A 25532-nucleotide genomic window follows, 5' to 3' on the forward strand; every position below is an offset into this window, starting at 1 on the left:
GGGTTGATCAGGAGGCTGGGGCGCCTGCGGGTGCGGCGACGCGCCGCCGGGCGGGCCGGGGTCCGGCGGGGCGGCAGGCGTCGCGCAGGATCCGGACCTCGTCGGTCACGAACCCGGCGAACTCGTCCGCCTCCGGCACCGAGGCGAAGTCGGTGGTGATGCCGAAGGCCGCCTGGCCGCCGTACGTGAAGACGGCCACCCCGATGCGCAGCCGCTCGGCGATCGGGACGTACGGCAGGATCTCGCGGATCGGGCGGCCCAGCACGGACAGCGGCCGGCCGGGACCCGGCACGTTGGTGGTGACCGTGGTGATCGCCGACTGCGGCACCCGCAGGGCGGTCCGGATGATCATGGATACCGGCGGGAACGGCTCGCTGCCCGCCAGGGCCACCATGGCCGCGGCCGCCTCCACCTCGCCGCTGGCGCGCAGCTCGGCGATGCGCTCGTGCACGGCGCGCAGCCGCTGCATCGGCTCGTCGATCTCGACGGGCAGGAGCAGCAGCATCGAGGAGAGCCGGTTGTCCAGCAGCCCTTCCTGGTCGCGGGCGCGCACGTTGACGGGCACGAGGGTGCGTACGGCGTCGGCCGCGGGCTCCTCGCCCCGCTGCAGCATGAGCCGGCGGAACGCGCCCGCCACGGCGGCGAGGTACACGTCGTTGATGGTCACCGAGCAGGCGTCGGAGACCGAGGCGATGTCCGCCAGCGCGGTACGCGCGACCGCGTACCGTCGGGCCCTGCCGATCGGACCGGCGAGCGAGGTCGGCGCGGTGGGCACGAATCCCGCCGCGAGGGCGCCCAGCCCGCGCGTGGTGTCGAGCAGCCACCGGGCCACGTCGCCGGGCGAGCGTATGGCGCCGGCCACCACGCGCGCCTGGTCGAACGGGGTACGGGCCAGCTGCCCCAGCGCGTCCAGCGTGAGGTCGAGCGTGCTCACGTCCCGCCGCGGCTCCCAGTGGTCCTCCACCGGACGCGGCGTACGGGATCCGCCGTCACAGATCAGCTTGTACAGCTGGTTGCCCGAGACGCCGTCGATCAGGCAGTGGTGCACTTTGGACAGCAGCGCCCAGCGGCCCTCCGGCAGGCCCTCGATCAGCCAGTCCTCCCACAACGGCCGTTCCCGGTCGAGGCGCTGGCTCATCACCCGGGCCACGACCTGTTCGAGCGCCGCGTCGCCGCCGGGCTCGGCCAGCGCGGTTCGCCGCAGGTGGAAATCGAGGTCGAAAGCCGGGTCGTCGACCCACACCGGCCGGCCCAGGTTGAACGGGACCCGGCGGACCTTCTGCCGGTACCGGGGTACCAGCGGCAGCCGGCCGCGGATCAGCGCGGCGAACTCGGCCTGGCTCGGAGCCGGGCCGTCGAGGACGGCGATCGAGGCGATCGCGAGGGAGGCGTGTGGATCCCCGTCCTCGGCGTCGAGGAAGGACGCGTCCAACGGGCTCAGATATTCCACGGCTTCCTCCTGGAGTCGACGGCGGTCGGTGGTCGCCTCAGGTCACCATCCGATGACAGCTCGTTCGCTCGCCAGGGTCGGACGGCCCGCGCCCGGGACGCGTCCGGCCCTGCGTGCCACGGCGGCCGGCGGGGCACGCTGGAGGCATGGTGAGGATCGCCCGGCACGGTGCGGTGGAGGTCGCGTACGAGGTGGAGGGCCCGTCCGACGGCGAGCCGCTGCTGCTCGTCATGGGGCTCGGCCTGCAGATGCTGTTCTGGCCGGACGGCTTCCGGGCGGAGCTGACCGGGCGGGGCTTCCGGGTGGCCCGGTTCGACAACCGGGACGTCGGGCTGTCCACTCACCTCGGTGCGCTGGGTGCGCCCTCACCACTGGATCTGGCGGTGCGCCGGGGGCCCGGGTACGCGCTCGCCGACATGGCCGGGGACGCCGTGGCGGTGCTGGACGCCCTGGGCTGGGAGAGCGCCCACGTGGTGGGGGTGTCGCTGGGCGGGATGATCGCGCAGACCGTGGCGACCGCCCATCCCCGCCGGGTACGGTCGCTCACCTCGATCTCCTCCACGCCGTCGCCGCGCGTCGGGCGTCCCCGTCCGCGGGCGATGGTGTCCCTGCTCCGGCGCCCGGCCGCCGACCGGGAGGCCGCGGCGCAGCAGGTCGTGGAGGTGTTCCGGGTCATCGGCTCGCCCGCGTACCCGCACGACGAGGACTGGCTGCGCGAGGTGGCGCGGCAGAGCTACGACAGGGCCCACGACCCGGCCGGCGTACGGCGCCAGCTCGCCGCGATCGTCTCCGCGGCGGACCGGCGCCCGGCGTTGCGCGGCCTGCGCGTCCCGGCCCTCGTCGTCCACGGGACCGCCGATCCGCTCGTACGCCTGCGTGGCGGGCTGGAAACGGCCCGCGCGATCCCCGACGCCCGCCTGGTCGTGCATCCCGGCATGGGCCACGACCTGCCGGCGGCGCTGCAGCCGGCGATCGCGGGTGAGATCGGGGCGCTGGCGGCCCGGTGGCGCGACGGCGTGGCGGGGCGGAGTTAGGCTGCGGCCGTGACGGGGAACGGGCGTCCGCCGCTGAACCTCGGCGAGATCATCCGCCGCCGGCGGGAGCTGGCCGAGCTGCCGATGCGCCAGCTGGCGAAGATGGTGGGCATCTCGGGGCCGTACCTGTCCCAGATCGAGCGGGGCCTGCGCGCGCCGTCGGAGCGGGTGCTGCACGCGATCGCGGACGCGTTGCGCACCACGGCGGACGCGCTGGTGGAGCAGGCCACCCCGGAGGCACCGCCGGCGGTGCTCACCGCGATCGCCGAGGACCCGAACCTGACCGCACGGCAGCGGCAGGCCCTGGTGGAGGTCTACTCCGCGCTGACCGAGACGACGATCGCCCGCCGGCGTCGCGGCGACCGGCGGGCGGACGGGGACCGGCCCGGGGGCTGAGGGTCCCCGGGCCGGCCGTATCGGTCACCGAAGCGCGTGCCGTGCCGTCTTGACGTACGCGGCACCGACGTCCTCGATGAGCTCGGCGCTCAGCGTGAGCATCGACTTCGCCCACGGGTAGGGCGTGATCTTCGCGGCGTCCTTCTCGAACGCGACGATGTCCGCGATGCCGCGCTCGTACGCGTTGACCGCGAGCGTCCCGACCTCGCGGCCGATGCGCCGGGTGCTTTCCCGGCCTGCTGGCGGACTGGCGACCTGCTTGGCCGCCGCGGGCTCGCGGACCGGCTTGGCGTTGGTGGTGGTGGTCATGGCAACCTCCCCTCGACCCCTTGTCCTATTAGCACGTTAGCCCGCGACTGCTAACGCCCGGCAGGGCCGGCCGCCTCCTGCCGCGGGTGTCCTCGTCCCCGGGCCGGCGGGACGGTCTCCGCGCGGACGCGACCATCGGCCCTGTCCGTCCGCCGGGCACGGGGGCAACCTGGAGGTCATGGCGGGCACCGTGCTGGTCGTCGAGGACGACCGCGAGCTGCGCGACCTGCTGCGCCGCTACCTCGAACGCGCCGGGTACGCCGTGCACACCACCGGTTCCGGCGCCGAGGCCATCGGCCTGCTCACCCGGGACCTGGTGGAGCTCATGGTGCTGGACCTGGGCCTGCCGGACGTCGACGGGCTGGACGTGCTGGCCGCCGCCCGGGACAGCCGCACGGTGCCGGTGGTCGTCCTGACCGCGCGCAGCGCCGTCGAGGACCGCATCGAGGGGCTGCGCCGCGGCGCCGACGACTACGTGACCAAGCCGTTCTCCCCCACCGAGCTGGTGCTGCGGGTGGAGGCGGTGCTGCACCGTACCCGTGGCGAGGGTGCGGTGGCCGGGCCGGACTCCTTCGGCGGCGGCCGGCTGCGCCTCGACGAGCCCCGGCACACCGCCGAGCTGGACGGCGCGCGGCTCGAGCTGACGCCGACCGAGTGGGGCGTGCTCACCGCGCTGGCGGCCGCGCCCGGGCGGGTCTTCTCCCGCTACGAGCTGATCAACCGGATCCGCGGGTACGAGTTCCCCGGGTACGAGCGGACCGTCGACTCGCACGTCAAGAACCTGCGCCGCAAGCTCGGACCGGACGCGGCGGGGCTGGTGGAGACGGTGCTCGGGGTCGGCTACCGGATGGGGTGGTCGCGTGACCGGTGACCGGCCGTACCTGTCGAGCCCGCTGAGCCGGCGGTTGCTCGCCGCGTTCCTGCTCGTCGCGCTGTCGTCGGTGGCGGCGCTGACCGTCGCGGCGCTGGTGGCCACCGACCGCGGCCTGGCCAGCGCCCAGCAGCAGCAGCGGCGGCAGGTCGCGGACCGGGTGGCCGCGGCGGCCGGCGCGGCGTACGCCCGGGCCGGCGGGTGGCCGGGCGCGGACCTGTCCGAGGCCTCCCGCCTGGCCGACGCCGCCGGGGCGCAGCTGGCGGTCCGGGACGCGGCGGGCGTCCCCGTCCGGCCCGGGCACGGCATGGGCCCCGGGATGATGGGCACGCGCGGCGGCGGCACGGTGCTGGAGTCGCCCGTAGCCGACGCGGGGCGCCGGGTCGGCGCTGTCCGGCTCACGTTCACCGCCACGGACGGCTCGGGCCGCAGCGTGGCATGGTCGTGGGTGGCGGGCGCCGCAGTGGTCGCGCTGCTCGCCGCCCTGGCCGTGAGCTGGTACGTCGCCCGCCGGCTCACCCGGCCGCTGATCACCGTGGCCGGCGTCGCGCGGCGCTTCGCGGGCGGCGACCGGACGGCCCGGGCCCGGCTCACCGCCCCGGGCGAGCTGGGCGAGGTCGCGCACGCCTTCGACGCCATGGCGGACGAGGTGGTCCGTACCGACGCGATCCGCCGCCGGCTCGCCGCCGATGTGGCGCACGAGCTGCGGACGCCCCTGGCCGGGTTGCAGGCCGGGCTGGAGGAGCTGCGCGACGGCCTGCGCCCGGCCGATCCGGAGCGGCTGGCGGCGCTGCACGACCAGAGCCTGCGGCTGGGCCGGATCGTCCGGGACCTCGCCGACCTGTCCGCCGCGGAAGCCGCCACCGTGTCGCTGGAACCGGTCGGCACGGACCTGACCGGCCTCGCCCGCGCCGCGCTGGCCGCGCAGGAGCCCCTGCTCACGGCGGCCGGGTTGCGGGTCACCAGCGACCTGCACGTGCCGGCGCCGGTGCGGGCCGACCCCGACCGGCTGCACCAGGCCGTGACGAACGTGCTCGCCAACGCCGCCCGCTACGGCCGGCCCGGCGACCGGGTGCACCTCGCCACGTCCGTACGGGACGGCGAGGCGGTGCTGCGGATCGCCGACACCGGCCCCGGCATCCCGCCCGACGAGTTGCCGTACGCGTTCGACCGCATGTGGCGCGGCCGCGACGCCCAGGCCATCCCCGGCACCGGGATCGGGCTGACCGTCGTCCGCGAGCTCGTCGCCGCCCACGGCGGCAGCACCGACATCGCCTCCCCGCCCGGCGAGGGGGTCACCGTCACCATCCGGCTGCCGTTGAGCTAGATGAAGAGCAGCTGAGCTTCGGTGGTCTTCTCGATGAAGTCGGCGGCGTTGATGATGTCCTCGACGCCGTCGTAGAGCTCCTCGCGGGTCAGGTGCATCATGTCCGCGGACATCCGGCACGCCCACAGGTGACCGCCCGAGGCGACGATCTGGTCGAGGAACTCGGGCACCTCCGGCACGCCGAGATCGGCGATCTGCTTCTTCATCCGGTGCGTGGCCATCGCCGTCATGCCGGGCAGGCCGCCCAGCCCTTGGGGCAGGTGCGTCGCGGTGTTGCCCAGCATCGTGAACTTCAGGTCGCCCATCCGGGCCTTGATGATCATGTCGAAGCCCCAGAAGGTGAAGAACAGGTGCGTCTCCACGCCCTCCCCGAGCGCGGCGTTGGCGAGCACCAGCGCCGGGTACGCCATGTCGAGGTTCCCCTTGGAGCAGATGATGGCGAGCTTGCGCCCGGCGGCCTCGTCGTCGAAGTCCGGTACGAGGGCGGGCGTGGTTCCGGTGGTCATGGCGAGCTCCGTTTCAGACGCAGCCGTGCGGCTTGGGCAGGCCGGCGATGTAGGCCAGCTTCTTCGCCGGCTTCTTCGGGAACAGGGCGAACAGCTCCTTGGTGGGGATGCCGCCGACGGTGGAGACCCGGCGCAGCGTGGCGGTCTCGCCCTGCACGGCGTAGTCCGCGCGCAGGAAGTCGATCGCCCGGCGGTGCGCGTCGGTGAGGCCGATGCCGATCGCGGCGGCGAGCTCCTCGGCGAGGTCCGGGTCCCACTCCTCGTAGACGGTCAGGAATCCCTCGTCGTCGACGTGCACGGTGCGGCCAGCGATGGTGGTGACAGGCATGGCTGCCTCATTTCTCATCGGTGGGTGCCTGCTTGCCGGCCATGGACATGTGCGCCGGCAACGGGAGGGGGCGGCCGGGCAGCAGCACGTTCCAGTACATCCACCGGAACGCGAGCTTGCCCCAGTGGTTCACGGCGGCGTCGGTCAGCAGCCGGAACGGGCCGACGCCGGGCAGCGGATAGCGGCCCGGCAGCGGCTCGGTGTCGTAGTTGAAGTCGATGAGAAGCGCCTTGCCGTCGCCGGACTCCACGAAGCAGTTGGCGTGGCCGTCGAACCGGCCGGTCATCGGCCGCCCGGCGGCGTACGCGACGAAGTTGTCCGCGAACACGTCGACGGCGAAGTGCGCGACCGAACCGGCCTTCGAGGTCGGGATGTCGTTGGCGTCGCCGAGGGCGAAAACGTTGTCGTGGGCCCGCGAGAGCAGCGTGTGCCGGTCCACCGGAACCAGGTTCAGCTCGTCGCCCAGGCCGGAACGGGCGACGAAGTCGGCGCCCATGTTCAGCGGTACGGTCACCAGCAGGTCGAACGGGATCTCCCGCTCGTCGTAGGAGACCAGCTTGGTGCCGTCGACCCGCTCGACCAGGAAGTCCGGCTCGACCACGATCTTCCGGTCGTCCAGCATCGAGCCGAGCCGCGCGGAGGCGATCGGCTTGGTGAACGCCCCGGACAGCGGGGTGGCGTACACGAGGTCGGTCCGGTCCCGCAGGCCGCGCCGGCGGAGGTGGGCGTCGGCGAGGAAGGCGAACTCGAGCGGCGCGACCGGGCACTTGATCGGCAGGTCGGTGATGTGCACGACGAGCCGGCCACCCTCGAACCGGTCGAGGGCCTTCGCGAGCGCGAGGGCGCCGTCGTAGGTGTAGAAGTCGAAGATCTCCTTCCGCCAGTGGCCGCCGTCGAGCATTCCGGGGGTCTGGTCCGGCCGCGGGGTCACCCCGGTGGCGATCACCAGGTAGTCGTACGGCAGGTTCCGGCCGTCGGACAACGACACCCGGTTCTCGTCGGCCATCACGCGGCCGACCTCCCCGCGTACGAGCTCCACGCCGTCGGCGATCAGCGGCGCGGTGGGTCTGACCACCTGCTCCGGGCGGTACCCGCCGAACGGGAGCAGCAGGTAGCCGGGCTGGTAGTGGTGCGTGTCGCTGGGCTCCACCACGGTGATCCGCCAGTCCGTACGGGCCAGCCGGCGACGCAGCTTGTTGACCACCATCGTCCCCGCGGTGCCGGCGCCGAGTACGAGCAGCCGTCGCATCGCAGCCACCTCCATCCTGCCTCCAGATACCCCCTAGGGTATTGACGCGGCGGCCGGCGTCCCAGGGAACGAGGTCCTCGTGGCACCGGGCCCTTCGTCCGGCCCCCGGCGGAACGGCGGGACTTAAGGCCCTGTCATCCCGGCGACGGCCGGAGAAGGCTGGAGTGGATACCCACGGCCCGGCGACGGCGCCGCGGGGAGAAGGTGAGCTGATCACCGGAGGTGAGGGTCATGACGGACCTGCCGATCGTCGTCGGGATCAGCGGCTCGGCCGCCAGCCGCAACGCCGTCGGAGCCGCCGCGTGGGAGGCGGCCATGCACGGGTGCCCCCTGCACCTGGTGCACTGCTTCAACTGGGTGCCCACGCTGACCGGGCCGCCGGCCGATCAGCCCCGCCCGGCGCCCCGGGACCTCATGCGCCGATCGGTCGCCGAGGCCACCCGGCTCGTGCCCGCCTCGGCGATCACCTCGCACTTCCTCGAGGGGTCGGCCGTGACGGCACTGCTGCGCAAGGCGCGGACGGCCGCCATGCTCGTCATCGGCGACGGCGGCCTCTGCTCCGGGGTGTGCCTGACCCGTGAGGCGCCGGCCGTCCAGCTCGCGGCCCGGGCGCCGTGCACCGTCGTCGTCACCCGCCCGGCCCCGCCGCCGGCCGGCCCGGTCCTGGCCGGCGTCAACGGCTCGGCCCGCTCCGGGCAGGCGCTGGACTTCGCGTTCGACGCCGCCGCCTCCCGGGGCGCGGACCTGGTCGTCGTCCACGCGTGGACACCGCCGGACGGCGACGACGGCGCCGGCCCGGCCGCGGAGGAGGCGGACCTGATGAAGGCGGTCGACGCCCGGGCGCACCGGTACGGCGTCCGGGTCCGCGTCCGCATGGTCCGCGGCGATCCGACCACCGTGCTGCGCGCCGAGTCCCGCGACGCCGGCCTGGTCGTCGTGGGCGCCCGCGGGCAGCAGCCGTACCGGGGGCTGCTCGGATCGGTCACGCAGACCCTGCTGCACCACGCGCCGTCGCCGGTGGCCGTGGTCCGCAACCTGCTGCCGGGGTCCTGCCCCGACGAGGCGGCCGGCCGCGGAACCCTGCCGGTCAGCTCGTCAGCTTCACGCCACTGAGTTCGGCGCAGGAGGCCAGCAGCTCCTCCTGCAGGGACTCGTCGTACGCCTGCGGATTGGCCCGCAGCTCGCGCCGGCGCTTGAAGTAGCGGCCGGTGACCGTGGCGGCGGGCTCGTCCGAGGTGGCCAGCCACACCTGCGTCTCCGCGCCCTCGGGCAGGTCGTCGGTGGCGCCGGGCCCGCCCATCCGGGTGCGGATCCAGCCCGGGTCGACCGCGTTGCTCAGCGTGCCGGGCCGGCGCCGGGCCACCGCGAACGCGAGCATGACGTCGTACAGCTTGGAGTCGCTGTACGCCTGCATGCCGTCCCAGTCGCGGTCCTGCCACTGCAGGTCGCCCAGGCGTACGCGGCCGGCGGACTCCAGGCCCGAGGTCAGGTAGATCAGCCGGGCGGGCGCCGGGAGCAGGGCCGTCAACACGTACGGCGCCAGCGTGTTCACCTGGAAGATCCGCTCGAGGCCGTCCGCGGTGCGTACCGGCGCGGCCTGTCCCCCGCCGATGCCGGCGTTGTGCACGACCACGTCGAAAGGCCCGAGCTCGCTCGCCTGCCGGGCGACATCCCGGGTCTGCTCGAGCGATGCCAGGTCGCCGACGACCACCCCGGCCGCCGCGGGTACGCCGTCGCGCGCGTCCGCGGCCCGGCGCTCGTTGCGGCCGTGCAGCACCACCTCGTGTCCCTGAGCGGCCAGCGTCGCCGCCGTGTGCCGCCCGATGCCGTCGCTGGAGCCGGTGATCAGAATCTTCGCCATGCCCCCACGATGCCAGGGCTTGACCCTGACGCAGCGTCAACCCTCCATGCTCGCTGCCATGAGTACCGCGATCCGCATACAAGGCCTCCAGAAATCGTTCAAGGACACAAAGGTCCTCCGGGGCGTGGACCTCGAGGTGTCGCGGGGCAGCATCTTCGCCCTCCTCGGCTCCAACGGCGCCGGCAAGACCACCGTGGTGCGCATCCTGTCCACGCTGCTGCGCGCCGACGGCGGCACGGCCCACGTCAACGGCTTCGACGTGGCGACGCAGGGCGCCGACGTCCGTCAGTCCATCAGCCTCACCGGGCAGTTCGCCGCCGTCGACGAGGTCCTCACCGGGCGGGAGAACCTGATCCTGGTCGCCCGGCTGAGGCACCTGAAGGACGCCGGCACGATCGCGGACGACCTGCTCGAACGCTTCTCGCTGACCGAGGCGGGCGGGCGGCGCGCGGGGACGTACTCGGGTGGCATGCGCCGCCGGCTGGACATCGCGATGAGCCTGATCGGGAACCCGCCGGTCGTCTTCCTCGACGAGCCGACGACCGGGCTCGACCCCGAGGCCCGCCTCGAGGTGTGGCAGGCCGTCAGGGAGCTGGCCGCGGGCGGCACCACGGTGCTGCTGACCACCCAGTACCTGGACGAGGCGGAGCAGCTCGCCGACCGGATCGCGATCCTGCACGAGGGCCGGATCATCGTGAACGGCACGCTCGGCGAGCTCAAGCAGCTGCTGCCACCCGCGAAGGTCGAGTACGTCGAGAAGCAGCCGAGCCTGGAGGACGTCTTCCTGACCCTGGTCGGCGCCCGTACCGAAGGAGGACACCGATGAACCGGCATTTCCTCGGCGACACCGCCGTCCTGCTGGGCCGTTCGCTGCGGCACATCGCGCGCAGCCCGGACACCATCATCACCACCGCGGTCACCCCGATCGCAATGATGCTGCTGTTCGTGTACGTGCTCGGCGGCGCCATCCAGACCGGCTCCGGCAGGTACGTGAACTACCTGCTGCCCGGCATCCTGATCATCACGATCGCCTCGGGCATCTCGTACACGGCGTACCGGCTCTTCCTGGATCTGCAGGGCGGCATCTTCGAACGGTTCCAGTCCATGCCGATCGCCCGCGCGGCGGTGCTCTGGGCGCACGTGCTGACCTCCATGGTCGCCAACCTGATCTCGGTCGCGGTGGTCGTCCTGGTCGGTGTCGCGATGGGCTTCCGTACGGGGGCGAGCGTGCTGGACTGGCTGGCGGTGGCGGGCATCCTGGTCCTGTTCACGCTGGCGCTGACCTGGCTCGCGGTGATCCCCGGCCTGACCGCCACGTCGGTGGACGGCGCCAGCGCGTTCGCGTATCCGCTGATCTTCCTGCCGTTCATCAGCTCGGCGTTCGTGCCCACCGCGTCGATGCCCGGCCCCGTGCGGGCCTTCGCCGACAACCAGCCGGTTACCTCCATCGTCAACACGATCCGCAACCTGTTCGCCGGGCAGCCGGTGGGCACCGGCATCTGGACGGCGCTGGCCTGGTGCGCCGGGATCCTCGTCCTGGCTTTGCTGTTCTCCGCCCGCACCTACCGCCGCCGGACCGCCTGAACGGGCAGGATCAGAGCATGCTGACGATCGGTCAACTGGCGTCGTACGCCGGTGTCACGGTGCGCGCGGTGCGCCACTACCACCAGATCGGCCTGCTGCCGGAGCCCGAGCGCGACGCCTCGGGCTACCGGCGGTACGGCGCCACGGCCGTGGTGTCGCTCATCAAGATCCGTACGCTGGCGGAGGCGGGGGTGCCGCTCTCCCGGATCGGCACGATGCTGGCGGCCGACGCGTCGTCCTTCGCCGCGGCGATCGACCGGATCGACCGGCACCTGTCCGAGGAGATCCAGCGGCTGGAGGCCAGCCGCAAGCAGATCGCCCAGCTCGCCGCCGGCGACAGCGCCTCCCTCCCGCCGGAGGTGATCTCCTATCTCGGCCGGCTCCGCGACATCGGGGCGTCCGAACGGATGGTGCAGGCGGAGCGGGACGGATGGATCCTGATCGCGGCCCGCTGGCCTGACCACATCCGCACCTGGATACCGGTGAAAGTGGCCCAGCTCCGCGACGAACGGATCGTGCGCCTCTACCGCGTGCTGTCCGAGGCCCTCGACAGCGACCGCGTGGACGACCGGCTCCTGGAGGAGGCGGCCGACATCATGGTCGCCCTGGCCGAGGAGGCGGAGGCGGCCGGCGAGGTCGAGGGGCCGCCCGAGGGCGAGGACGACGAGCTGCCGTTCGACCTCCTCGACGCGCTGGCCGACGAGGCCGACCCGCGGGCGCAGCGGTTGCGTGACCTGATGCGCAAGCGCGGCTGGTCGGGGTGGAACCGGACGGAACGGGTCACCGAAAGGGGTCTATTCTCGCGCGGATGAGAACGCCGATCTGGCACGGCAACCCGGACGTGTCCCTTGTGATCCGCACCGATTTCGACCACGAGCCGCAGTGGGCGCGGATCCGGTCGGCCATCGAGGAACCGCAGACCGAGGACGGGTTCACCGCCCTCGTCAGCTTCGTCGACGACCGGGCGTACGAGGGGTTCACCGCGGCGCGGCTGCTCGAGATCGCGCCCGCCGACGCGAGTCACTCCTTCGCCTTCCTCGTCGACACGGTCGCCCTCACCACCCCTGACCAGCCGATTCTCGTGGTCAAGCTCGGGAACGAGGGCCAAGGCTCGCTCGACGGCGACACGTTCCGGGTGGTGCCCAGCGAGATGTGGTCGGTGCAGAACAACCTGTCGCTGGCCAACATGGACTGGGCGGAATTCGCGGCGGAAGTGGATCGTGACGGCGTCTTTCGCGGCTTTCCGTAAACGGTATTTCGACGTTTATGTATTCACCGGCATCTCTGGTGCCATCGACTCGGCTGAGTATGCTGCTCCTCGGGATCCCGTACCTCTCCTTAGGACTGACCGCAGGGAGCCGCGTGAAATCCATTCTTCCCGCTCGGCGCGTACTGAGCTGCGCCGTCGTCACCGCGCTGAGCATCGCCCTCGCCCCCACCGCCTCCGTCACCGCAGCCTCCGCCGCCCCGCCCGGTGACCCGTCGCCGGCCCGGTTACGCCACGAGCCGGCCCGCAAGCCGTTCTTCGACGCCCGCCACGCCACCGCCCCGAGCGGGCGAGCGGCCCGCCAGGCCACGCCGACGCCCGCCGCGGTGACCAAGCTGCAGGCGTCGCTCGGCGTCCAGGGCATCGTGGACATCGACCCGGTCACCCGGACCGCGCGCCGGATCGCCCGGCTCGACGGGTACCTCACCGGGCCCAGCCCGAAGCCCGCCGCCACGATCGCGCGGGACTACCTCACCGCCCACCCCGAGATCTTCGGGCTCAGCGCCGCCGAGGTGGCCGCGCTGCGGCTGCGCAAGGACTACGTCGACGTCGCCGGCACCCACCACGTGAGCTTCCAGCAGCTCGCCGACGGCGTCGTCGTCTTCGGCAACGGCGTCCGGGCCGACGTCGCCCGGGACGGCCGGCTCATCCAGGTCACCGGGTCGCCGGTGGCGAGCACGCCGAGCGACCTGGGTGCCGCGAAGCTGTCAGCCGCGCAGGCCCGGGACGCCGCCGCGCGCGACGCCGGCGGCACGTCCCGCACCACCGTCGCCTCCGCCAGGGCCGGCGCCGACCGGGCGACCACCTTCGCCTCCGGCGACCGGGCCAAGCTGGTGGCCTTCGCGACGCCCGGCGGCGTACGCCTCGCCTGGCAGACGCTGACGATGCGCGAGGGCTACCTGCACGTGCTCGACGCCGCCACGGGCCGGGTGCTCTACCGGCAGTCCCTGCTCGTCTCCGACAACGCGCCGAACGCGCTGGCGTGGAGCAACTACCCGGGCGCCGAGGCCGGTGGCCGGCAGCAGGTCCGCTCGCTCGCGAAGTGGATCACACCGGACGCCACCACGCTGTCCGGGAAGTCCTCGCACGTGTTCCTCGACCTCAACGACAACGACGAGGCGGACGCCGGCGAGGAGGTCGCCCCGAACGCGCCCGGCAACTGGCGCTTCCCGTTCAAGGACTTCACCGCCGAGGTCGGCGCGCCCTGCACGCCCAGCCTGCAATGCTCGTGGAACCCGAAGGTCGCGTACTCGTGGCGGGACAACGCCAAGCAGAACGCGGCCCAGCTCTTCTGGCTCACCAACAACTTCCACGACCACCTGGAGAAGTCGCCGATCGGGTTCACCCGGGCGGCCGGCAACTACGACCAGGCCGACGGCGACCCGATCGAGGTGAACGCGCTCGACGGCGCCGACACCGCCGACGGCTTCCCGGACGGCGGCCACACCGACAACGCGAACATGCTGCCCACCCCGGACGGCGTACCGGGCCGCATGCAGATGTACCTGTTCTCCGACCCGAGCTGGCCCGACGACCCGTTCCTGCCGGCGAACTCCGGCGACGAGGCCGACGTCGTCTACCACGAGTACACCCACGGCGTGTCCAACCGGCTCGTGGTCGACGCCGACGGCAACTCGGCGCTCACCGGCGCGCAGGGCTACGCCATGGGCGAGGCGTGGAGCGACTGGTACGCGTTCGACTACCTGACCGCGCAGGGCGTGCAGAAGGACACCAGCGCGCCGGGTGAGGTCCTGGTCGGCCGCTACGTGGGCCGCAACCAGAACCTCATCCGTACGCAGCCCCTCGACTGCGCCGTGGGCGCGGACGCCGCGGTGTGCCCGGGCGCCGGTGACGCCGGTCCCGGCGGCTACACGTACGGCGACTACGGCAAGATCCTCGGGTTCCCGGAGTCGCACGCCGACGGCGAGATCTGGGCCGAGACGCTGTGGGATCTGCGTACCGCGGTCGGCTCGAAGGTCGCCGAGTCGCTGGTGACGCGGGCGATGGAGCTGTCGCCGGTCAACCCGACGTTCCTCGACATGCGCAACTCGATCGTGATGGCGGACAAGGTCGTCTTCCGCGGCGTCCACCAGCGGACGATCTGGAAGGTCTTCGCCGGCCGCGGCATGGGCTTCTTCGCGGCCTCCGCCGGCGCGGACGACTACACCCAGGTCGAGGACTTCTCGCTGCCGCCCGCGCCGGCCGCGCCGCTGACCTCGGTCAAGGGCACGGTCGTCGACACCGACACGCACGCGCCGCTGGCCGGGGCCACGGTCTCGTTCCCGGGCCACGACTCCGGGTTCGGCGGCTCGTACACGGCGGTCGCCGACGACGCCGGCCACTACACGATCCGTAACGTCCTGCCGGGCACGTACCCGGAGGTCACGGCCGGCAAGCCCGGCTACGACCCGCAGGTGCGGGACCTGCCGGTGCGGCGCGGGCCCAACCGGGCCGACTGGTCGCTTCGCCGCAACTGGGCGATGACGTCCGGCGGCAGCTCGGTGACCGACTTCAACGGCGACGACTACAGCGTCATCGGCTGCGGTCCCGACGCGGCCCTCGACGGCTCCCAGCAGACCGGCTGGAGCACCGACGCGGTCGTGTCCGGCACCGGCATCGACCCCCGCTCCATGGTGGTGAAGCTGCCCACGGCGGTGAACGTCACCTCGATCGCCGTCAACCCGACCGGCACCTGCGGCGACGACCCGACCTCGTCGACGGGCGACTACCGCCTCGAGACGTCCACGGACGGCACCACCTGGACGGTCGCCTCCCAGGGCCACTTCGGCAAGGCGAACCGGGACAAGATGAACCCGCTGACGCCGGCGGCCGGCAGCACGGCCGGTGTGCGCTACGTGCGCTACACCATGCTGGGCACGCAGGTCGCCGAGGAGGGCGTCACCTGCCCGGACTTCTACAGCGGCTGCTACTACGTCGACACCGTGGAGGTCGGCGTCTACGGCAACGCCGGATGACCGTACGGGCCGCGCCGGTCGTCTGTGACCTGCGCGGCCCGTACCACCGCCCACCGCGCCGGCCCCACAGGCCGGCGCTATCGTCTGCGGTCGTGACCCGTCGCCCCTCCCCCGCCACCGGTACGGGCGGCTGCACCGTGACGGTGTGCCGCGGCTGCTGCTGCGGCACCGCCCGGACCGTGCCCCGCTTCGACCACGCCGCCCAGCTCGACCGACTGCGGACGGCGGTCGCGGGCGAGGCCACCGTACGCGTCAGCGACTGCCTCGACGCCTGCGCCCAGGCCAACGTCATCGTGGTCCAGCCGTCCGCGGCGGGCCGGCGCGCCGGCGGCAGGCCGGTGTGGCTGGGCCTGGTCAACGACCACGACGCGGGCGCCGACATCGCCGCCTGGATCCGCGCCGGCGGCCCCGGCCTGGCGGACCTCCCACCGGTGCTCGACCTGTACGAGGTCACCCCGTCACGCCGCGTCCGCGAGCAGCTGAGCTGACCCCCGCCGGCCCGGCAGGCCTCATGGCGGCCAGCTCAGCAGGCGGGCGCCCAGCACCGCGGCCTGAAGCGTGAACCGCTGCGTCGGTTCGCCCGGGTGGTAGCCCGTCAGGTCCCGGATCCGGTCCAGCCGGTACGTCACCGCGCGGACCGACAGGTGCATCTGCCGGGCGGTGGCCGTGTGATTGCCCTGGCTGTCGAAGAACGCCGTCAGCGTGTCCAGGTAGGGCTGCGCCCCGCCGCGCGCCGTGGTCAGCGGGCCGAGAACGGTGGTGACCAGGTCCGTGATCGCCTCCCGGTCCCGCAGCAGCACGGGGAAGACGAGCAGGTCGGCCGCGTTCAGCACGGGCGCGGTGAACCCCAGCTTGGCGGCGTGGTCGAGCGTGCTGCGGGCCTCGTCCAGGGAGGTGGCCAGACCCCGCAGACCCCGATGGGTACGCCCCACAGCGAGCTGCCAGCCGGCCGTACCCGTCTCGGCGAGCAGCAGCCGGGCGAGCTCCCCGGCGATCCCGCGCAGCCCGCCGGCGCTGATGCACACGAGGTCGTCGCCGCGCAGCGTGGTCAGGGTGTTGCCCTCACCGAAGCGGGCGGCCAGCGCGGCGTCGATCCGGTGCGTCGCCTCCAGGGTGAGGCCGGGGGCGCGGGCGACCAGCACGGTGTGCGCCGCCGACAGCCGGATGCCGTAGCGGTGGGCGCGCTCGGCCAGATCGCCCGGATCGGCCCGACCGGTCAGCAGGTCGGTGACGAACTCGGCGCGGGCGCTGTCGTGCCGGTCGAGCTCGGCGCGGGCCCGGTGGTTGTACCCGTCGACGGCCGCCGCCAGCGCCTCCTGGGCGGCGGCGAGCAGCGTGGCCGCCCGCGCGTGCACCCCACCGGGCGGCTCACCGGCGGCCGGCCGGCTCGACGTCCAGTGCCCGGCCGTCGCCGTCATCACGGCGGCGACCAGCTCCCGCAGCTGCACCCCCGCGTCGGCGGCCCGGGCGCCCAGCACCGCGGCGGCGCGCGCCCGGACCGTCCCGCCGGGCCCGGCGAGCAGGCCGGCGCAGGCGGCGGCGAGCCAGCCGTCCGCCGGCGCGGCCCGGTCAGACACCGACGTCACGACGGTCGAACAGGATCACCCCGGCGACGACGGCAACGGCCCCGGCCAGCACGAGAACCAGCAGGGACCCCGGATGCCAGCCGGTGCGCAGCGGGTCGGTGCCGAGGAAGTAGTGGAACGGTGACCACCAGCGCAGCCAGGACCAGCCCTGCGCCATGCCGCTGACCGCGTTCGCCATGTACGTGGCCACGGCGACGATCCCGGTGACCGCCAGCACGCTCGCCCGGCGGCCGGTGGCGGCGCCGACGAGGAAGGCCAGTCCGCCGAAGCACCAGGCGAGCGCGACCAGGCCGAACCCCGCGGCCGCCACGGACGACAGCGGGATGTCCATGTCCACGGCCGGGACGATGACCATCAGCAGCAGCCACGGGATGGCGGCGACCGCCGTGACCGCGAGCCCGGCGGCGGCGAGCCGCTGACCCGCGAACGCCGTCCGCGACACGGGGTTGGCCAGCAGCAACTCCATGCCGCCGCCCTCCTCCGGCACGGCGATGGTCCGCGCGACGACCGTGACCGTGCACATCAGCACGAGAAGCGGGCCGAGCAGGCCGAAGATGCTCGCCTGCAGGTAGCCGGCCGGCGACAGGAAGTCCGCGACGCCGAGGAAGTCCAGCACCCCCTTCGGCAACGCGTCCTGCTTGAGCTCGGCGGCGCCCTGGAACTGAGGATAGAAAGCGCTGTACACGGCGGTGAAGGCAGCGACGCCGGCCGCCCAGCCCAGGATCGCGCGGCGGTCGTCGCGCCAGGTCTTACGCATCAGCGCGGGCACCATCACGGTCTCCTTCGGAGTGGTAGTAGAACGACAGGAACGTCTCCTCCAGATCAGGCTCGCTGGACAGCAGGTCGACGACCTCGTGCCGGGCCGCCGCCTTGACGAGCGGATCGAGCCGGCCGTCCACCGTGCAGCGCAGCACCGGTCCGGTCACGGACACCCCGCTCACCCCCGGCAGCCCGGCGAACTCGTCCGCCGCCACCGGATCCGCGAAATGGATCTCCACGCTGCGGACGGCGCGCCGGCCCAGCGACTCCACCCGCTCCACGGCGGCCAGGCGCCCGTCCCGCACGATCGCGACCCGGTCGGCGACCTCCTGCACCTCGGCCAACACGTGCGAGGACATGAACACGGTCTGCCCGGCGGTCCGGGCGTCACGCACCATGCCGAGGAACTCCTGCTGCATCAGCGGATCCAGTCCGCTGGTGGGCTCGTCCAGCACGAGCAGCGCCGGCTCGTGCATGAAGGCCTGGATCAGCCCGACCTTCTGCTTGTTGCCCTTGCTCATCGTGCGGACGGGATGCGCCAGGTCGACCTGCAGCCGGTCCGCCAGGTCCCCGATCCGCGACCAGGGCACCCCGCCGCGCAGGTCGGCGAGGAATCGCAGCAGGTCGCGGGCCCGTTCCCGGCCGGGGAACGTCAGCTCCCCCGGCAGGTACCCGATGCGGCTGTGCAGGGCGGCCTTGTCCCGGCGCGGGTCCAGCCCGAGGACCACGGCGTGCCCCCGGGTCGGGCGCAGGAAGTCCAGCAGCAGGCGGATGGTGGTGGTCTTCCCGGCCCCGTTCGGCCCGAGGAACCCCATCACCTCCCCCGCGTGGACGGCCAGGTCGAGCTCCTCGATGCCGCGGCGGGAACCGTAGAACTTCGTCAGCCCCTCGGTCAGCACGGCGGTGTCCGGCGTCATGGGACTCATCGTCGCGATCAAGCCCTACGGAATCCAGGTCGGTATCCGGCCGGGACCGCGCCCCGATCGTTGCTGACATCCGGAACCAGCCGGCGCCGCTTCCTCCCCACCGTGCGCGAGACGGACTGGCCGGGGGTGGGCGGTCCGGCACCGCACGCGAGACGGACCGGCCCGGGACGGGTCGGCCGGCACCGCACGCGAGACGGACCGGCCCGGGACGGGTCGGCCGGCACCGCACGCGAGACGGAACGGCCCGGGACGGGTCGTCGGCCGGGCCGGACCGGTTGCTGGTCCCGCTCAGCGACGGCCGCCGCGGACGTCAGATCTGGCGCGACCATGCGATGACGAACGCCCCGGCGCCGAGCGTCAGCACCGTCGCGGCGGGCGTCACCCAGCGCGGGACGCGGTGGCCCAGCAGCCGCAGGGTCAGCCTGTCCTGCACCGCCGCGAGCCCCGCCAGCATGAGGAACCCGGTGGGAGACAGCAGCAGGCTGATGAGGAAGTGCATCGCCCACGCTCCGCCCTTGCTCGGGCCGCCCCACGAGTGGTCGTACGGCCCCGGGTCGACGAAGCCGTAGAACATCCCGCGCAGCACGAACAGGGCTTCGACCCCGAGCGGCACGAGCGCGGCGATACCGAGCAGGGCGCTGACCAGCCCGTGGCCGATCACCCGTACGGTCCCCGGCCGCCGGGGAACGTCCACGGCGGACCGGCCGAGCACCCGCACGCGCAGGCGACACCACCACCGTACGGCCACAGCGGACCGGCCGATCGAGGCCAGCAGGACGGTGGCGATGGAGACCGGGAGCAGGACGGCACAGTACGCGAGGCTCCGACCGGCCGCGCGGGCGAGCCGGGCCGCGCGGTTCTGGGAGCGGGACAGGGTTGCCGGTGGTGACATCATCTCCTCAGGGTTGTCCCGGTGCGGGATCGGCGACACGGGGCTGTCTCTGCCGTCGAGGCCGTGCCAGCCCTCTTGACGACAGACCTCACGCCGGCGTAGGGAGACACGCCATCACCATCGGAAACGGTGACACATCGATGACTCAGGAACCGGCCGCCGCCGTCGTGGGGCGCTACTTCGACATGTGGAACACCGGCGACACCGCGATCGCCGACGAGATCCTCCATCCGGACTGGGTCGACCACGCCCATCCCGAGGTCACCGGGCCCGCCGCGGTGAAGCAGGCCGTGGAGGCCACCCGAGCCGCCCGCCCGGACCTGCACTTCACCGTCCACACCGTCCTGGGCGACGAGGAGCTGGTCGCGGTCGTGGGCTCCGTCGGCCGCTCCCCCAGCGGCGCCGCGGCGCCCGGGCACGGCGGCCCACCGGCGGCTGCGCCCGGCCCGCTCGTCTGGCTGGTCCGCCTCGTGGACGGCCTGATGGCGGAGATGTGGACCTACCAGCAGAACCCGCCACCACGCTGAGGACCTCACCCGGATCTGCCGACAGGCGCCCGCTCCGGGTGGGTAGCGTGACCCGCTCGTCGTCGCAGGTCACGTCGCACCCACCGGGCTGCCTCTCAGCCGGCGCGTTCCACGACCGCCCTGATCTCGCCCGCCGCGTCCGAGCTCGCCCCCACGCCCCAGAAGCCCGCCGTTCCCGGGATGGCGGCCAGCCCCGACAGGTACGGGTCCGAGCCGGTCACCTTCGGCCCGTACGTCACCGACCACACGCCGCAGCGGCAGCGCAGGAACAGGGACCCGGGATACGGCTTCGTAAGACCGCCAGCTGACGAGACCGCCAGCCGAACGAGACCCGCCGGTTCAACGAGACCGGCGGCTGAACGACCGCGCGGCCCCGGATGGCTACACGATCGCGTGGCCGTACGCGGCAGAGAGGGCGCTCAAATCCGGTTCGCCGTAGCGGCGCACCATGTCGGCGAAGCGGGCTGCCTTGTCCTCGCCGAAGCGGCGTACCGAGGACAGGTACGTCTCGGCCGTGAGGAACACCGGTGGGCTCTTCTTGCTGTGGAACTTGTCGGCGTACATGACGAGCTCTTCCTCGGCGGTGTCCGCGAGGTAGTCGCCCGGCGGGATCGGCAGGCTCCGCGCGGCGACGTCCTCGCGGGTGAGGCCCGTGCCGGTGTGGTGCGAGCAGAACCGGCGCAGGACCTCGGGGAAGCCCAGCTCACCGAGCAGCTCGTGGCCGAGCACCCCGTGCCGGAGGTAGGTCGCGTGGTCGAGCGTCCCGGTCTCGTCGTAGAGGCGGTACACGCCGATGTCGTGCAGCAGGCATCCGGCCCGGACGAGGGCGGCGTCCACGCCCGCGCGAGGCAGGAACTGTTCGGCGATGCGGCACACGACCACGCAGTGGGTGTGAACGGCCTCGAAGGCCTCCCGGGTCGGGGCGAGGCGCTCGTGGAGCGCGCGGATCTCGTCGTCCGTGGGTACCTGCACGAGGGATCATTCTCCAGGTCTGGCCCGCACCCACTACGGTGGCGCCCGTGTCGAGGTGGCGGGCGGTCGTGGTGCTGGGTCTCGTCCTGTCCGCGGCGGGCGTCCTCGGGCTGTGTCAGGCGGGCCGTGGCCTGCGCTCCGAGCACACGTCCGCCGGCGGCGTACCCGTGGAGGTGGTCCGGGCCGCGGGCGGCGCGCCGGGGCGTCCCGCCGTGGTCGTCGCGCACGGGTATGCCGGGTCCGGCCGGCTCATGCGGCCGTTCGCCGACACGCTCGCGCGGCGCGGGTTCGTCGTCGCCCTGCCGGATCTCGCCGGCCATGCCCGCAACGGCCGCCCGCTGAGCGGGCCCGGCGAGGTCGACGCCGAGCTGGCCGCCGTCGTCCGGTACGTACGCAGCCGGGCCGACGTCGACCCGGCGAGGGTGGTGCTGCTCGGCCATTCGATGGGTGCGGCGGCCGTGGTGCGGGCCGGCGCGGCCGACCAGTCGATCGCCGCGACCGTGGCGATCTCCCTCGGCGACGACGGCGCGCCGGTACGGCCCGGTCCTCGGCATCTGCTGCTCATCGTCGGCGGTCTGGAACCGGTCGGCATCCGGGACGCGACGAGCAAGGCGCTGGCCGCGCATCCGGACGGGCGGCGGATGGTACGGGTGCCGCTCGTCGAGCACGCCGGGGTGCTGTTCGCCGACCGTACGCACCGGGAGGCCGCCCACTGGTTCGAGGACGTCCTGGGCCACCGTCCCGAGCGGCACGTCCTGGCGGCGAAGGATCGGGTGGCGCCCGCGGGGCTGCTCCTGGCGGGGCTGCTCCTGGTGGTGGCCGGCGTACTGGTGCGCCCGCGTGGAACTCGCCCGCCCACCGTGCCGGCACTGCCTCGGGGCGCGGATCTGTGGTGGCTGGCCGGTGCCGTGCTCGCCGCTCCGGTGGCGGGGCTGGCGGGTGGCGCGCTGGCCTCGCGGACGCTGCCGTCCTCTGTGTCCGGCTATCTCGTCGGGTACGCGGCCGGCGCGGGCGCCGTCCTGGCCGCCGTGGCGTGCCGTCGCATCTCCGTCGCGCCGCCTCGCCCAGCCGCGCTCGTCACGTGTGCCGGGTTCATGGTGGCGGGCACGGCGGCCGTGGTCGTGCCCGTTCAGGCGGGGCTGACGTCAGTCGTCCCGTACGGTTCGCACGCCTGGCTCGTGGCGCTGCTGGCGCTGGCTGTCGCGCTGCTGCTCGGTGGGGCGCACGCTGCCGCGGGCCCGCCGTACAGTGTCGTGGTCCTGGCTCTGGTCTCGGCGCCGCTGCCGGTGGCCGCGGCAGCCGGCCTGGCCCCCGGCTTCCTCGCGCTGGTCGCGCCGCTGATGGCGGCGCTCGCCGCACTGCACCTGCTGCTCGGCGGCCTGGCCTGGCGATCGGGCACGCCGTGGTGGGCGACGGTGCCGGCCGGCGCGCTGATGGTCGCCTGGCCGGTCGCTGCATCGTTGCCGATCGATTGAGTCGATCTCCGCACCCTGTGAGGATGGGCGGTGGCACACCGCCGCCGAGGGGGTGATCGCATGCTCAGCGATCGGGACCGGCACGCCCTGCGGGACATCGAGCGCGGCCTGGCCGGCGACGATCCCAGGTTCGCCGCGCGGATGGGCGGCTCACCCGGTGACCGTCCGCTGCCCACGATCCTGCTGCTCAGCATGCTGCTGTACGTCACGCTGCCGATGGTGGTCTTCTTCTTCGGCCGCACCGGCGCGGTGCTGACCCTGCTGCTGTTCGCGCTGGCCGTGCTGCTCGTGCTCGTACGGCGGCAGCCGGACGCCGGCTGAGCGGCGGGGTGGGCGGGCGCCGCGCAGGGTGGCCCAGACGAGCTTGCCGTCGCGGGTCGCCATGGCGCCCCACGCGGTGGCCCGGGCCCCGACGATGCGCAGGCCGGCGCCGCGCTCGCCCGGCGCGCCCGACGACGCGTCGAGCAGCCGCGGGAGCCGCGGATCGCCGTCGCGGACCGACAGGTGCAGACCGGCGCCGCGGCGCCACACGGTGACGGTGACGTCCGTGCCCGCGTGCTCGACGGCGTTGGTCACCAGCTCGGAGACGATGATCCGGGCCGGGTGCAGCAGGTCGGGCATCCGCCACGCCTCGCAGGCCGCACCGGCCAGGTTGCGGGCCGCGCACGTGGACAGCTCGTCCGGGGCCCGTTGGATCAGCTGGAGCCGCTGGGTCCAGGGCAGCGTGCCGGACACGGCGGCGCGCGCCTCGGCCGGGGTGGATTGCACGGGGAAGAAGCGTCCGACGCCCAGTCGCGCCAGCCGTTCCCACAGCGGTGTGCCGGGCGCGACGGCCAGCGCCAGCCGGACCGGCGGATCGAGCGCGGCCGCCTTGCGGTTGATCGCCACCCACATCGACGCGCTGGCCGCCAGCGGATCGTCGAACCCGAGCAGGTCCACCACGATCGCCGCGGGATGCTCTGCCAGGCATTTGCGCAGCCCGGTGAAGGTGTCGGTGGCCGAGCGCCGGCCGAAGCGGCCGCGGACGACCAGATCCAGGATGCCGGTGTCGAGGTCGCACGTGACCGACATCCCGGCACGGTCCGGATCGTCGTGCCCGAACAGGTACGGACGAATCACCTCCATCGCGCACCTTCCGTCGGGGCCGCCGCCGTCCCGGCAGCCACCCAGGCGAGTCTGCTCAGCTCTTTGCCCGGCGGCAACTATCGGGCTGCCTCATCACCCTGACCAGGGACAAGAGGCATACGACGATGGAGGCGGCATGATGCAGTTCGATGCGATCAGGCCCGCCGCTGGGTGTCCTCCAGGTAGCGCAGCACCGCGGTCACCCGGCGATCGGCGCGGTCGTCCGGCGGCAGGTCCAGCTTCGAGAAGATGTTGCGGATGTGCTTGTGGACCGCGCCCTCGGTCACGAAAAGCCGCTCGGCGATCGCGGTGTTGCCCAGACCCTCCGCCATCAGCGCCAGCACGTCGCGTTCGCGCGGACTGAGCCGGTTCAGCGCGGCGTCCGGACGCGTACGGGTCAGCAGCTGCCCCACCACCTCGGGGTCGATCGCCGTCCCGCCGTCGGCCACCCGGTGCAGGGCGCTGAGGAACTCCTCCACCCGCCCCACCCGCTCCTTCAGCAGATAGCCCAGCCGCGCCGCGCCCCCGCTGAGCAGCTCGGTGGCGAAAGCCTGCTCCACGTACGCCGAGAGCACCAGCACCGCCAGCTCGGGCTGCCGGCGCCGCGCCTCCACGGCAGCGGTGATCCCCTCGTCGGTGTGGGTCGGCGGCATCCGCACGTCGACGATCGCCACGTCGGGCTTGTGCTCGTCCACCGCGGCCAGGAACGCCTCGGGCCCGTCCGTGGTGGCCACCACGTCCAGCGACTCCGCGCGCAACAGCAGCGCGAGTCCCTCCCGCAGCAACGAGTCGTCCTCGGCGATCACGATCCGCATGGCAGCTCCACGGTCAGGGTGGTCGGCCCGCCGGGCGGGCTGGTCAGGGTCACGGTGCCGTCGAGCGCGTCGACGCGGCGGCGGATGCCGGTCAGCCCGGAGCCACCGTCCTCGTCCGCGCCGCCGTGGCCGTCGTCGCCGATGACGATGGTCAGCCGGTCGTTGCGGCGGCGCACGGTCACCGTGGCGTGGGCGGCACCGCTGTGCTTCGAGACGTTCGTCAGGGCCTCCGCGACGACGAAGTATGCCGTGGCCTCCACCGACGCGGCGCACCGGCCGGGCACGTCCACGTCGATGCGCACCGGCACGGCGCTGGCGGCGGCGAGGCCGTCCAGGGCGCCCTCGAGGCCGCGGTCCGTCAGCACCGGGGGCAGGATGCCGCGGGCCACCGTACGCAGCTCCGCCAGCGCCTGCTCGGCCGCGTCCTGCGCGCGGCCCAGGATCTGCTCGGCGCCGGCCGGATCGCGGGTCAGCGCCCGGCGGGCGGCCCCCAGCAGCACGGTGACCGCGACCAGGCGGTTCTGCGTACCGTCGTGCAGGGAACGCTCGATGCGCCGCAGCTCCGTGGCGTGCGCATCCAGCGCGGCCGCGCGGGTCGCGGTCAGCTCCGCAACGCGCAGCGAGAGGTCGACGTCGGCGGGCAGGGTGAGCAGCCGGCGTCCCGGCCGGGCCTGCCAGCGGGCCAGCGCGGGGCCGAAGCCGACCGCCAGCGCGATCCAGGCGACGCCCAGGGCCCACACCCCGAAAGCGCCCACCCAGTCGGTGATGACCGGGTAGCCCAGCGACGAGGTCGCGTCCGCCGGTGGCAGCAGCTTCCACCACAGGGGGAACGTGCCGTCGCGTACGGCGTTGAGCGGCAGCGTGATGCCGAGTATCCCCACGGCGAAGCCGAAGGTCGCGTGCCAGGCCAGCCACCGCCATTCGCGGCGCACCGACGGGTCGCGGATCGCGTCGCGCCAGCGGGCCGGCGCCGGGCCGGGCCCGACGATCTCGTTGCCCCAGCGCGACAACCGCGCCCGCTCGCGGTCGGCGGCGAAGCGCTGCAGGCGAAGGGCGGTCGGTACGAACAGCAGCCCGACGCCCACCAGGCAGCCGGCGGCCACGAGGATCAGCCAGAGCGCCGCCACGAAGGCGAGCACCGCCGTGCCGAGCCCGCCGACGAGGTGTTCCAGGGCCTCCCGCATGGCGCGGGCCCGGACCTGCAGCGGCGATCTCACGGCGAGAACCCTAGGCCAGCCGTGCCGCCCACGCCCACGGCCGGTCCGGAAGTACAGCCAGCTGTACCCGGAAGGGCGCGC

The 25532-nt window shown here is 73.5% G+C and carries 28 protein-coding genes and 1 pseudogene; 14 read left to right on the plus strand and 15 right to left on the minus strand.

The genetic code is table 11. The features are described 5' to 3' along the window. Nucleotides 1-7: 7 nt before the first annotated feature. The gene (locus IT780_RS03590; RefSeq protein WP_199509905.1) at nucleotides 8-1450 is read right to left on the minus strand and encodes a wax ester/triacylglycerol synthase family O-acyltransferase; all 1443 of its coding nucleotides are present in this window, start codon (nucleotides 1448-1450) and stop codon (nucleotides 8-10) included. A gap of 146 nt (nucleotides 1451-1596) precedes the next feature. Here IT780_RS03590 and IT780_RS03595 point away from each other — a divergent pair, with 146 nt between their 5' ends. Both IT780_RS03595 and IT780_RS03600 read left to right on the plus strand, forming a co-directional pair. Next, nucleotides 1597-2484, plus strand: a complete 888-nt coding sequence (locus tag IT780_RS03595; RefSeq protein ID WP_233412062.1) for an alpha/beta fold hydrolase — start codon at nucleotides 1597-1599, stop codon at nucleotides 2482-2484. Between the two features lie 9 nt (nucleotides 2485-2493). Then, nucleotides 2494-2880: a helix-turn-helix domain-containing protein gene (locus tag IT780_RS03600; RefSeq protein WP_199509906.1), complete on the plus strand. Its 387-nt coding sequence runs from the start codon at nucleotides 2494-2496 to the stop codon at nucleotides 2878-2880. A gap of 24 nt (nucleotides 2881-2904) precedes the next feature. On the opposite strand, the gene IT780_RS03605 is transcribed toward IT780_RS03600, so the two are convergent. After that, nucleotides 2905-3189 carry a hypothetical protein gene (locus tag IT780_RS03605; RefSeq protein ID WP_199509907.1) on the minus strand — a complete coding sequence of 95 codons (285 nt, stop codon included), beginning with the start codon at nucleotides 3187-3189 and terminating at the stop codon, nucleotides 2905-2907. Nucleotides 3190-3367: 178 nt separating this feature from the next. Here IT780_RS03605 and IT780_RS03610 point away from each other — a divergent pair, with 178 nt between their 5' ends. After that, nucleotides 3368-4060, plus strand: a complete 693-nt coding sequence (locus IT780_RS03610; RefSeq protein WP_233412063.1) for a response regulator transcription factor — start codon at nucleotides 3368-3370, stop codon at nucleotides 4058-4060. Beyond that, nucleotides 4050-5387: a HAMP domain-containing sensor histidine kinase gene (locus IT780_RS03615; RefSeq protein ID WP_199509908.1), complete on the plus strand. Its 1338-nt coding sequence runs from the start codon at nucleotides 4050-4052 to the stop codon at nucleotides 5385-5387. The genes IT780_RS03610 and IT780_RS03615 overlap by 11 nt, the downstream gene beginning before the upstream one ends. Here IT780_RS03615 and IT780_RS03620 read toward each other — a convergent pair. The 3 genes from IT780_RS03620 to sqr are packed head-to-tail and all read right to left on the minus strand — an operon-like array spanning nucleotide 5384 to nucleotide 7470. Continuing rightward, nucleotides 5384-5893 (minus strand): DsrE/DsrF/DrsH-like family protein, encoded by a 510-nt coding sequence (locus IT780_RS03620; protein WP_199509909.1) that lies wholly within the window; start codon nucleotides 5891-5893, stop codon nucleotides 5384-5386. The two genes, IT780_RS03615 and IT780_RS03620, sit on opposite strands and share 4 nt — an antisense overlap. Nucleotides 5894-5906: 13 nt before the next feature. After that, nucleotides 5907-6221, minus strand: a complete 315-nt coding sequence (locus IT780_RS03625) for a TusE/DsrC/DsvC family sulfur relay protein (RefSeq protein WP_199509910.1) — start codon at nucleotides 6219-6221, stop codon at nucleotides 5907-5909. A 7-nt stretch (nucleotides 6222-6228) separates the two neighbouring features. Continuing rightward, on the minus strand, nucleotides 6229-7470 hold the full coding sequence (gene sqr, locus IT780_RS03630) for a type III sulfide quinone reductase, selenoprotein subtype (RefSeq protein WP_199509911.1): 1242 nt from the start codon (nucleotides 7468-7470) through the stop codon (nucleotides 6229-6231). A 231-nt stretch (nucleotides 7471-7701) separates the two neighbouring features. On the opposite strand from sqr, the gene IT780_RS03635 reads away from it, so the two are divergent. Continuing rightward, nucleotides 7702-8583, plus strand: coding sequence for a universal stress protein (locus IT780_RS03635; RefSeq protein ID WP_199509912.1), 882 nt, complete (start codon nucleotides 7702-7704; stop codon nucleotides 8581-8583). Here the strand turns inward: IT780_RS03635 and IT780_RS03640 are convergent. Beyond that, complete coding sequence (locus IT780_RS03640) at nucleotides 8558-9331, minus strand: SDR family NAD(P)-dependent oxidoreductase (RefSeq protein WP_199509913.1); 774 nt, start codon at nucleotides 9329-9331, stop codon at nucleotides 8558-8560. The genes IT780_RS03635 and IT780_RS03640 overlap by 26 nt on opposite strands. Before the next feature lie 46 nt (nucleotides 9332-9377). Here IT780_RS03640 and IT780_RS03645 point away from each other — a divergent pair, with 46 nt between their 5' ends. The 6 genes from IT780_RS03645 (at nucleotide 9378) to IT780_RS03670 (ending at nucleotide 15645) form a co-directional block, all read left to right on the plus strand. Next, nucleotides 9378-10157 (plus strand): ABC transporter ATP-binding protein, encoded by a 780-nt coding sequence (locus tag IT780_RS03645; RefSeq protein ID WP_199509914.1) that lies wholly within the window; start codon nucleotides 9378-9380, stop codon nucleotides 10155-10157. After that, entirely contained in the window at nucleotides 10154-10915 is a 762-nt protein-coding gene (locus tag IT780_RS03650; protein ID WP_199509915.1) for an ABC transporter permease, read from the plus strand. The genes IT780_RS03645 and IT780_RS03650 overlap by 4 nt, the downstream gene beginning before the upstream one ends. 17 nt (nucleotides 10916-10932) lie before the next feature. Beyond that, entirely contained in the window at nucleotides 10933-11727 is a 795-nt protein-coding gene (locus IT780_RS03655; protein ID WP_199509916.1) for a MerR family transcriptional regulator, read from the plus strand. Further along, nucleotides 11724-12164 carry a DUF6924 domain-containing protein gene (locus IT780_RS03660; RefSeq protein WP_199509917.1) on the plus strand — a complete coding sequence of 147 codons (441 nt, stop codon included), beginning with the start codon at nucleotides 11724-11726 and terminating at the stop codon, nucleotides 12162-12164. Before IT780_RS03655 ends, IT780_RS03660 begins: the two co-directional genes overlap by 4 nt. A 113-nt stretch (nucleotides 12165-12277) precedes the next feature. After that, the gene (locus tag IT780_RS03665; protein ID WP_199509918.1) at nucleotides 12278-15157 is read left to right on the plus strand and encodes a M36 family metallopeptidase; all 2880 of its coding nucleotides are present in this window, start codon (nucleotides 12278-12280) and stop codon (nucleotides 15155-15157) included. A gap of 92 nt (nucleotides 15158-15249) precedes the next feature. Further along, the gene (locus IT780_RS03670) at nucleotides 15250-15645 is read left to right on the plus strand and encodes a (2Fe-2S) ferredoxin domain-containing protein (protein ID WP_372443595.1); all 396 of its coding nucleotides are present in this window, start codon (nucleotides 15250-15252) and stop codon (nucleotides 15643-15645) included. 21 nt (nucleotides 15646-15666) lie between these two features. Here the strand turns inward: IT780_RS03670 and IT780_RS03675 are convergent, their stop codons facing one another. From IT780_RS03675 to IT780_RS03690, 4 genes are all read right to left on the minus strand, one after another. Next, nucleotides 15667-16734 (minus strand): PucR family transcriptional regulator, encoded by a 1068-nt coding sequence (locus IT780_RS03675; RefSeq protein ID WP_307831013.1) that lies wholly within the window; start codon nucleotides 16732-16734, stop codon nucleotides 15667-15669. Further along, a complete protein-coding gene (locus IT780_RS03680; protein ID WP_199509919.1) occupies nucleotides 16727-17515 on the minus strand; it encodes an efflux permease Rv1217c-related protein in 789 nt (262 codons plus the stop codon). Before IT780_RS03680 ends, IT780_RS03675 begins: the two co-directional genes overlap by 8 nt. Continuing rightward, the gene (locus IT780_RS03685; protein WP_199509920.1) at nucleotides 17493-18419 is read right to left on the minus strand and encodes an ABC transporter ATP-binding protein; all 927 of its coding nucleotides are present in this window, start codon (nucleotides 18417-18419) and stop codon (nucleotides 17493-17495) included. Before IT780_RS03685 ends, IT780_RS03680 begins: the two co-directional genes overlap by 23 nt. Nucleotides 18420-18738: 319 nt before the next feature. Beyond that, nucleotides 18739-19323: a hypothetical protein gene (locus IT780_RS03690; RefSeq protein WP_199509921.1), complete on the minus strand. Its 585-nt coding sequence runs from the start codon at nucleotides 19321-19323 to the stop codon at nucleotides 18739-18741. 137 nt (nucleotides 19324-19460) lie between these two features. Between IT780_RS03690 and IT780_RS03695 the strand changes: the two genes are divergently transcribed. Continuing rightward, on the plus strand, nucleotides 19461-19847 hold the full coding sequence (locus IT780_RS03695; RefSeq protein ID WP_199509922.1) for an ester cyclase: 387 nt from the start codon (nucleotides 19461-19463) through the stop codon (nucleotides 19845-19847). Between the two features lie 95 nt (nucleotides 19848-19942). On the opposite strand, the gene IT780_RS03700 is transcribed toward IT780_RS03695, so the two are convergent. Together IT780_RS03700 and IT780_RS03705 are read right to left on the minus strand one after the other, a co-directional pair. Beyond that, entirely contained in the window at nucleotides 19943-20086 is a 144-nt protein-coding gene (locus tag IT780_RS03700) for a hypothetical protein (RefSeq protein WP_199509923.1), read from the minus strand. A gap of 142 nt (nucleotides 20087-20228) precedes the next feature. After that, the gene (locus IT780_RS03705; protein ID WP_199509924.1) at nucleotides 20229-20819 is read right to left on the minus strand and encodes an HDIG domain-containing metalloprotein; all 591 of its coding nucleotides are present in this window, start codon (nucleotides 20817-20819) and stop codon (nucleotides 20229-20231) included. A 47-nt stretch (nucleotides 20820-20866) separates the two neighbouring features. On the opposite strand from IT780_RS03705, the gene IT780_RS03710 reads away from it, so the two are divergent. Next, nucleotides 20867-22294 (plus strand): alpha/beta hydrolase, encoded by a 1428-nt coding sequence (locus IT780_RS03710; protein ID WP_199509925.1) that lies wholly within the window; start codon nucleotides 20867-20869, stop codon nucleotides 22292-22294. Between the two features lie 60 nt (nucleotides 22295-22354). Continuing rightward, complete coding sequence (locus IT780_RS43395; protein ID WP_199509926.1) at nucleotides 22355-22615, plus strand: DUF3040 domain-containing protein; 261 nt, start codon at nucleotides 22355-22357, stop codon at nucleotides 22613-22615. 63 nt (nucleotides 22616-22678) lie between these two features. On the opposite strand, the pseudogene IT780_RS41535 reads toward IT780_RS43395, so the two are convergent. The 3 genes and pseudogenes from IT780_RS41535 to IT780_RS03725 all read right to left on the minus strand — a co-directional run. Continuing rightward, nucleotides 22679-23419 (minus strand): annotated as a pseudogene (locus IT780_RS41535) (ATP-binding protein); the annotation flags it as partial. A gap of 155 nt (nucleotides 23420-23574) precedes the next feature. Beyond that, the gene (locus tag IT780_RS03720; RefSeq protein WP_199509927.1) at nucleotides 23575-24234 is read right to left on the minus strand and encodes a response regulator; all 660 of its coding nucleotides are present in this window, start codon (nucleotides 24232-24234) and stop codon (nucleotides 23575-23577) included. Next, nucleotides 24222-25451, minus strand: coding sequence for a sensor histidine kinase (locus tag IT780_RS03725; protein WP_307831014.1), 1230 nt, complete (start codon nucleotides 25449-25451; stop codon nucleotides 24222-24224). Before IT780_RS03725 ends, IT780_RS03720 begins: the two co-directional genes overlap by 13 nt. Nucleotides 25452-25532 lie beyond the last annotated feature (81 nt).

The sequence above is a fragment of the Nucisporomicrobium flavum genome (genome assembly GCF_016464385.1).
In the GTDB taxonomy this organism is placed as follows: Bacteria; Actinomycetota; Actinomycetes; order Mycobacteriales; family Micromonosporaceae; genus Actinoplanes; species Actinoplanes flavus_A.

Bases quoted from the DNA above. Each gene is read 5' to 3' on its own strand.
- IT780_RS03690 (WP_199509921.1), bottom strand. From the start codon at position 19,323: ATGATGTCACCACCGGCAACCCTGTCCCGCTCCCAGAACCGCGCGGCC.
- IT780_RS03595 (WP_233412062.1), top strand. From the start codon at position 1,597: ATGGTGAGGATCGCCCGGCACGGTGCGGTGGAGGTCGCGTACGAGGTG.
- IT780_RS03640 (WP_199509913.1), bottom strand. From the start codon at position 9,331: ATGGCGAAGATTCTGATCACCGGCTCCAGCGACGGCATCGGGCGGCAC.
- IT780_RS03655 (WP_199509916.1), top strand. From the start codon at position 10,933: ATGCTGACGATCGGTCAACTGGCGTCGTACGCCGGTGTCACGGTGCGC.
- IT780_RS03635 (WP_199509912.1), top strand. From the start codon at position 7,702: ATGACGGACCTGCCGATCGTCGTCGGGATCAGCGGCTCGGCCGCCAGC.
- IT780_RS03605 (WP_199509907.1), bottom strand. From the start codon at position 3,189: ATGACCACCACCACCAACGCCAAGCCGGTCCGCGAGCCCGCGGCGGCC.
- IT780_RS03625 (WP_199509910.1), bottom strand. From the start codon at position 6,221: ATGCCTGTCACCACCATCGCTGGCCGCACCGTGCACGTCGACGACGAG.
- IT780_RS03720 (WP_199509927.1), bottom strand. From the start codon at position 24,234: ATGCGGATCGTGATCGCCGAGGACGACTCGTTGCTGCGGGAGGGACTC.
- IT780_RS03695 (WP_199509922.1), top strand. From the start codon at position 19,461: ATGACTCAGGAACCGGCCGCCGCCGTCGTGGGGCGCTACTTCGACATG.
- IT780_RS03650 (WP_199509915.1), top strand. From the start codon at position 10,154: ATGAACCGGCATTTCCTCGGCGACACCGCCGTCCTGCTGGGCCGTTCG.
- IT780_RS03660 (WP_199509917.1), top strand. From the start codon at position 11,724: ATGAGAACGCCGATCTGGCACGGCAACCCGGACGTGTCCCTTGTGATC.
- IT780_RS03685 (WP_199509920.1), bottom strand. From the start codon at position 18,419: ATGACGCCGGACACCGCCGTGCTGACCGAGGGGCTGACGAAGTTCTAC.
- sqr (WP_199509911.1), bottom strand. From the start codon at position 7,470: ATGCGACGGCTGCTCGTACTCGGCGCCGGCACCGCGGGGACGATGGTG.
- IT780_RS43395 (WP_199509926.1), top strand. From the start codon at position 22,355: ATGCTCAGCGATCGGGACCGGCACGCCCTGCGGGACATCGAGCGCGGC.
- IT780_RS03620 (WP_199509909.1), bottom strand. From the start codon at position 5,893: ATGACCACCGGAACCACGCCCGCCCTCGTACCGGACTTCGACGACGAG.
- IT780_RS03680 (WP_199509919.1), bottom strand. From the start codon at position 17,515: ATGGTGCCCGCGCTGATGCGTAAGACCTGGCGCGACGACCGCCGCGCG.
- IT780_RS03610 (WP_233412063.1), top strand. From the start codon at position 3,368: ATGGCGGGCACCGTGCTGGTCGTCGAGGACGACCGCGAGCTGCGCGAC.
- IT780_RS03645 (WP_199509914.1), top strand. From the start codon at position 9,378: ATGCTCGCTGCCATGAGTACCGCGATCCGCATACAAGGCCTCCAGAAA.